At 68.2% G+C, this 5,700-nt stretch carries 4 protein-coding genes and 1 pseudogene; 3 read left to right on the forward strand and 2 right to left on the reverse strand.

Translation table 11 applies throughout. From position 1 onward, the window contains the following. The coding region (locus A5636_RS15825) for a 1,4-dihydroxy-2-naphthoate polyprenyltransferase (RefSeq protein WP_065159595.1) at positions 1-771 on the reverse strand (771 nt) is incomplete at its 3' end. Positions 772-805: 34 nt separating this feature from the next. Here A5636_RS15825 and A5636_RS15830 point away from each other — a divergent pair. Continuing rightward, positions 806-1,582: an S-methyl-5'-thioadenosine phosphorylase gene (locus A5636_RS15830; protein WP_253900605.1), complete on the forward strand. Its 777-nt coding sequence runs from the start codon at positions 806-808 to the stop codon at positions 1,580-1,582. Beyond that, entirely contained in the window at positions 1,579-2,610 is a 1,032-nt protein-coding gene (locus tag A5636_RS15835) for an NAD-dependent epimerase/dehydratase family protein (protein ID WP_065159593.1), read from the forward strand. The genes A5636_RS15830 and A5636_RS15835 overlap by 4 nt, the downstream gene beginning before the upstream one ends. Before the next feature lie 17 nt (positions 2,611-2,627). On the opposite strand, the gene A5636_RS15840 is transcribed toward A5636_RS15835, so the two are convergent. Then, positions 2,628-4,238, reverse strand: coding sequence for a hypothetical protein (locus A5636_RS15840; RefSeq protein ID WP_437339838.1), 1,611 nt, complete (start codon positions 4,236-4,238; stop codon positions 2,628-2,630). Between the two features lie 350 nt (positions 4,239-4,588). On the opposite strand from A5636_RS15840, the pseudogene A5636_RS15845 reads away from it, so the two are divergent. Then, positions 4,589-5,700 (forward strand): annotated as a pseudogene (locus A5636_RS15845) (hypothetical protein); the annotation flags it as partial.

Genomic DNA, 5,700 nt, shown 5'->3' on the forward strand with positions numbered 1-5,700 from the left:
GACCCCCGCCGGCCGATCGGCGCGCAGAGCCAGCGGCACGGCCACCAGTCCGACCGCGGACCACGGCGTGGCCATCGTCAGGACCAGCGTCAGGACGGCGGGGGTGGCCAGCAGGGCGTGGTAGAGCATCCGGGTCCGGCGGTCACCCAACCGCACCGCCAGGGTGATCTTGCCCGACTGCGTGTCGGTGGGAATGTCGCGCAGATTATTGGCGACCAACACCGACGACGACAACGCCCCGATGCCGACGGCGAGCACCAGTCCCACCCAGTCGACGCGCAGGGCCTGGGTGTACTGCGTACCCAGCACCGCGACCAGGCCGAAGAACACGAACACCGCGACCTCGCCCAGCCCTGAATAGCCGTAGGGTTTGGACCCGCCGGTGTAGAGCCAGGCCCCGGCGACACACGCGATGCCGACCGCGATCAGCCAGGGCGCACTGGCCAGCGCCAGCGCCAGCCCGGCCGCGCTGCCGATCACCAAGCTGCTCAGTGCTGCAGTCAGCACTGCGCGCGGGGTCGCCAACCGGGCACCGACCAACCGCACCGGACCGGCCCGCTCGTCGTCGGTGCCGCGAATGCCGTCGGAGTAGTCGTTGGCATAGTTCACCCCGACGACGAACGGCACAGCGACAGCCAGCGCCAGCAGCGCCTTCCACCACACCGCGGCGTGCAGCCAAGCTGCCGCGCCGGTACCCGCGACCACCGGGGCGACCGCGTTGGGCAGCGTCCGTGGGCGCGCCCCGGAGATCCACTGGGCAAAACTGGCCACCAGGGCATCCTGCCTCATGCATCACAATGGGCGGATGCTCGGAGTCATCGGTGGTAGCGGCTTCTACACATTCCTCGGATCCGACACCCGTACTGTGCACCCCGACACCCCCTGGGGTGCGCCCAGCGACCCCATCACGATCGGCACCGTGGGTAACCACGAGGTCGCGTTCCTGCCCCGGCACGGCGCCGGGCACCACTACTCGCCGCACACCGTGCCCTACCGGGCCAACATGTGGGCGCTGCGCGCGTTGGGCGTCCGGCGGGTGTTCGCGCCGTGCGCGGTCGGCAGCCTGAATCCACTCCTGGGGCCGGGGACGGTCGTGGTGCCCGATCAGCTGGTCGACCGCACCAGCGGTCGCGCCGACACCTACTTCGACACCGGCGGGGTGCATACCAGTTTCGCGGATCCGTACTGCCCGACGCTGCGCAGCGCGGTGACCGGTCTGCCCGACGTCGTCGACGGCGGCACCATGGTGGTGATCCAGGGCCCCCGGTTCTCCACCCGTGCGGAGAGCCAGTGGTTCGCCGCCGCCGGCTTCAGCTTGGTCAACATGACGGGCTATCCAGAGGCGATACTCGCTCGCGAACTCGAGTTATGTTACGCCGCAATCGCTTTGGTCACCGACGTGGATGCCGGTGTATCCGTCGGCGAAGGCGTGAAAGCCGCTGAGATCTTCGTCGAGTTCGGCGAGAACATCGAGCGACTCAAGCAGATCGTGCGGACGGCGATCGATCGGGTCGCTGCCGAGCGCACCTGCACTCACTGCCTGCAACACGCCGGGGTTCCCCTGCCGTTCGAGTTGCCGTGAGGGTGCTGCTAACCGGCGCGGCCGGTTTCATCGGCTCCCGAGTGGACGCCGCGTTGCGGGCCGCTGGTCACGAGGTGATCGGTGTGGACGCGTTGCTGCCCGCCGCCCACGGCGCAAGTCCGGTGTTGCCGCCGGGGTGCCACCGGGTGGACGTCCGCGATGCCGAAGCGCTGGCCCCGCTGTTGTCCGGCGTGGACCTGGTGTGCCACCAGGCGGCGATGGTGGGTGCCGGTGTCGACGCCGCGGACGCACCGGAATACGGCGGACACAACGATTTCGGGACGACGGTGCTGCTCGCACAGATGTATGCCGCCGGGGTTCGTCGGCTGGTGCTGGCGTCGTCGATGGTGGTGTATGGGCAGGGGCGTTACCGGTGTGCCGAGCACGGATCGGTGGACCCGGCCCCGCGCCGCCACCGCGATCTGGACGCGGGGATCTTCGAGCATCGCTGCCCGGTCTGTGCGGAAACGGTGGGGTGGCAGTTGGTCGACGAGGACGCCGCGCTGCGTCCGCGCAGCCTGTACGCGGCCAGCAAGACGGCCCAGGAACATTACGCGCTGGCCTGGTCGGAGGCCGCCGGCGGTTCGGTGGTCGCCCTGCGTTACCACAATGTCTACGGTCCCGGCATGCCGCGGGACACCCCCTACTCGGGCGTGGCCGCGATTTTCCGTTCCTCGCTCGAAAAGGGCGATTCGCCAAGTGTTTTCGAAGACGGCCGGCAGATGCGCGACTTCGTCCACGTCGAGGACGTCGCCGCAGCGAACCTGGCCGCGGTGAACGCGGACCGCGCCGGATTCACCGCCGCCAATGTGTGCTCGGGACGACCCATTTCGATCCTTGAGGTGGCCACCGCGCTGTGTGCGGCACGGGATCCCGCGTTGTCTCCTGCCGTCACCGGGCGTTACCGCAGCGGCGACGTCCGCCACATCGTGGCCGACCCCTCGCGCGCCGCCGATGTGCTCGGTTTCCGAGCCAGCGTGGCTCCGGCCGACGGCTTGCGTGAGTTCGCCTTTGCGCCACTGCGGTAGCGCGGGCTCGGCCGAGGTTAGGACGAACGGTTCGGCGGTCGATAGATCTTGGGCCGCAACGGTCCGGTGGTCTCGTCCGAACGGAAGATCCGGGGTGATCGGCTCTGTCCGGACAGCACCGGGGTATCCGCGTCGTGCTCGGCGGGGGCGGCGCTGAACTGAGTCGTGCTGGCTTCCGACGGCGGGGCGGGTCGGCCTGGACGAGTGGGGATGGGGACTTGCCGGCGCGGCCCGCTGCCCGGGTGTGGCATCGGCTGCTGACGGCGTTGACGGCGCCGGGGTTTGCGGATAACCCCAGCGATGATGACCGCGGGGAAAATGCACAGCGCCAGGGCGCACAGCGTCACGTCGAACATGCTGTTGATCTGCTGGGCGAGATCGTTCCCGTACACGGGGTTGTTCGCGGCCCCCTGCACGAAGCGCGGCGCCAACAGGACGCCGAGGATCACCCGCGAAACCGCCAGCGTGAACACCAAACCACTCAACGTCGTGGTCAACCGCGATCGCAGAGCACCGCTGGCCAAGCGCGCCCGAAGCCACCACGCCAAGCCCGCCGTTGCCGCGCTGAAGACCGCCAGCGTGGTGAAGTTGTACGGGTACCTCGGGTAATCCACCAGCAGCGGCGCGACGATGTCGACGACCCTCATCAGAACCGAGCCCACGCACCAGACGATGATCAGCGTCAACGCCATCCGGACCGCGTCGCGCCACACGTCACGATCTTTTCGCACCAGCGGCGACCCGAACACGGTCAGCGGAAGGAACAGGGCTGCGGCCGCCGCCCAGGCCAAATATCCCTCGTAACCGACGCCGGCGAGCGGGGTGTTCTGCGCGATACCGTGAAACGCGTCGAGGCTGCGGCCGACCGGAAGCACCCACACCAGCATCCCGGCGAGCAACGAGGACGCGCCGAGGGCCACGGTGGCAAGGCGGGATGCCGGCGTGTTGCGTAGTAACCACCGTGATGCCACTAGCAGCGTCGTCAGAGCCACCACCCCGTACACCACCGCCGTGAGAATCACCGTGGTGTTGTGGATGCCGAAAGCTTCCGAGCCGCCCGTGTGCCGCAAGCCGTAGCGGATCTGCCAGCACAGATTGAACCCGGTGCTCAGGGATGCCCCGAACATCGATGCGTAGCCGACTACCCGTGCTGCGAGCAGCCATCCCCGGTGGCTCTGCTCTTCCACGGTCGGACGGACCAACAATGGTTGTGCCGCCAACACCGCCCCTGCCGCGCCTAGCCAGCCGCCGGGTCCCACGCCGCCCGCCACCTCGGCGGTGCCACCCAACAGGACGGATTGGACAGCGTCGTACGCGACGAAGGCCAGCACTAGCAGCAGGTAGGGGATGTTGAGGCCGAGCCGGAGCCACCGGTTCGGGCCGGGCCGGGCGCGCGAGGCCGGCAGCGAGACGAGCGACAGAAGAGTTACCACGGCCAGTACTGCCCACAGCAGCAAGCTGCTGCCCGGGACGCGGTATCCGAAGTGCAGGTTCCAGGGGAACAGCAAAGCGGCGACGAGCAGAGCGGCGGCCAACAGATCGCGTCGGTAATTGCGTGTTCGCGCGGTGTGGTCTGCGGATGGGGTCTCCGCGGCGGGCGGACCCGGGGGGGACTGTCGCCCACCCACAATGGGGCCGGTCGGCGTGTCGTCGCTGCTCAGGCTCACGAGGCCCCCCAGGGATCGAGGTCGGTTGCTGCGGATGCAGGTTTGGTCATGCTGCGAGGGAACCCGCTGCCGGGGCCGCCGCGTTGTTCGGTTGCCAACATATTCTCCATTCGGAAGAAGCGGCAGCAGCTGTGAGCAGGCTATGAAGGTGTGAAGTAATCTCGGTGACCGTCCCCGCGGGTTGGGAATCCGGTTACGCTGCGCTCACAGGGAACCTTGCCGCCCGAATTGACGAATATGCCGACGGTACGCAGTGTAATGATGCCGGGACATTGCTGGCTGTGGGGTAGCCGGCCGAAGGAGAGCCGTAAATGGACGTCGTGTTGGGGGTGGCCGTCACCGGGCGGGTCGCCCGCCTGGCTCTAGTCGAGGCTGCCCGCCATAACGCGGTGATCGACCAATCCACCGTCGATTTGACCGACAACCCGGTCGCGGATGTGGCCGAAACCGTCACCGCCACCCATCGGCTGTTGTCCGACGAAGGCCACCGATTGGTTGCCACCGAGTTGACCTGGCCTGACCAATACCGGGCCGATCAGTTGGCGCAGGCGCTCATCTACGCGGGTTTGGCGAATGTTCAGGTGGTCTCCGAGCTTCAGGCTTCGAGGGGGCTGCCGGGTCCGGGAAGCGCGGTCGCCGTCGCGTTGCTGTTCGGCAATAAGATGTCCGGGCCTGCGTCCTCCGTGGATCCGGGCGCGGTTGCCGATGCGACCATGGCGGCGCCGGCGCTGCCCGCCGATGTGACGATGGCGGCCCCTATCGCGTCTGTCGACGCGCCAATGGCGCCGCAAGGAATGCCGTTCGGTGGTGCGGGCGGCACTCCCACGTCATCCCCTGATGGCGCGGTTTTCCCGGGCGATGTGACCGGTGGTCCGACGTCATCTCCGGACGCCCCGGGATTCTCCGGCGGCGACCCTGGTGGCGGTCTTGGTTCGTCTCCCGACGTCTCAGGGTTGGGTGCGACGATGGCGCAGCCATCGTTGTCGGGTGGTGGTACCGGTACGCCGACGTCATCTCCGGACGCCCCGGGATTCTCCGGCGGTGACCCTGGTGGCGGTCTTGGTTCGTCTCCCGACGTCTCAGGGTTGGGTGCGACGATGGCGCACCCGTCGTTGTCGGGTGGCGGTACCGGTACGCCGACGTCATCTCCGGACGCGACTATGGCCGCCCCCTTGCCGAGTGATGCGACCATGGCGGCGCCTATCCCCGGCGACGGCGGCGCGAATTTTCACTCGGGTGTCTCCTCGGGTGACCCTGCGGCCCCCGGTGACGCGACCGCCTTCATGCAACCCGCGGACGGGGGAGCGTCCAGTTCGGGAGACGAGCAGTTGGCGTATTCGCAGGCGAGCGAATACGACATCCTGCCCGTCGACACGGACGGTCAGGACTATTACGACGACTTCGAGGATGAATTCGAGGACGG

It is taken from the genome of Mycobacterium asiaticum (genome assembly GCF_001673315.1).
GTDB lineage: Bacteria > Actinomycetota > Actinomycetes > Mycobacteriales > Mycobacteriaceae > Mycobacterium > Mycobacterium asiaticum_B.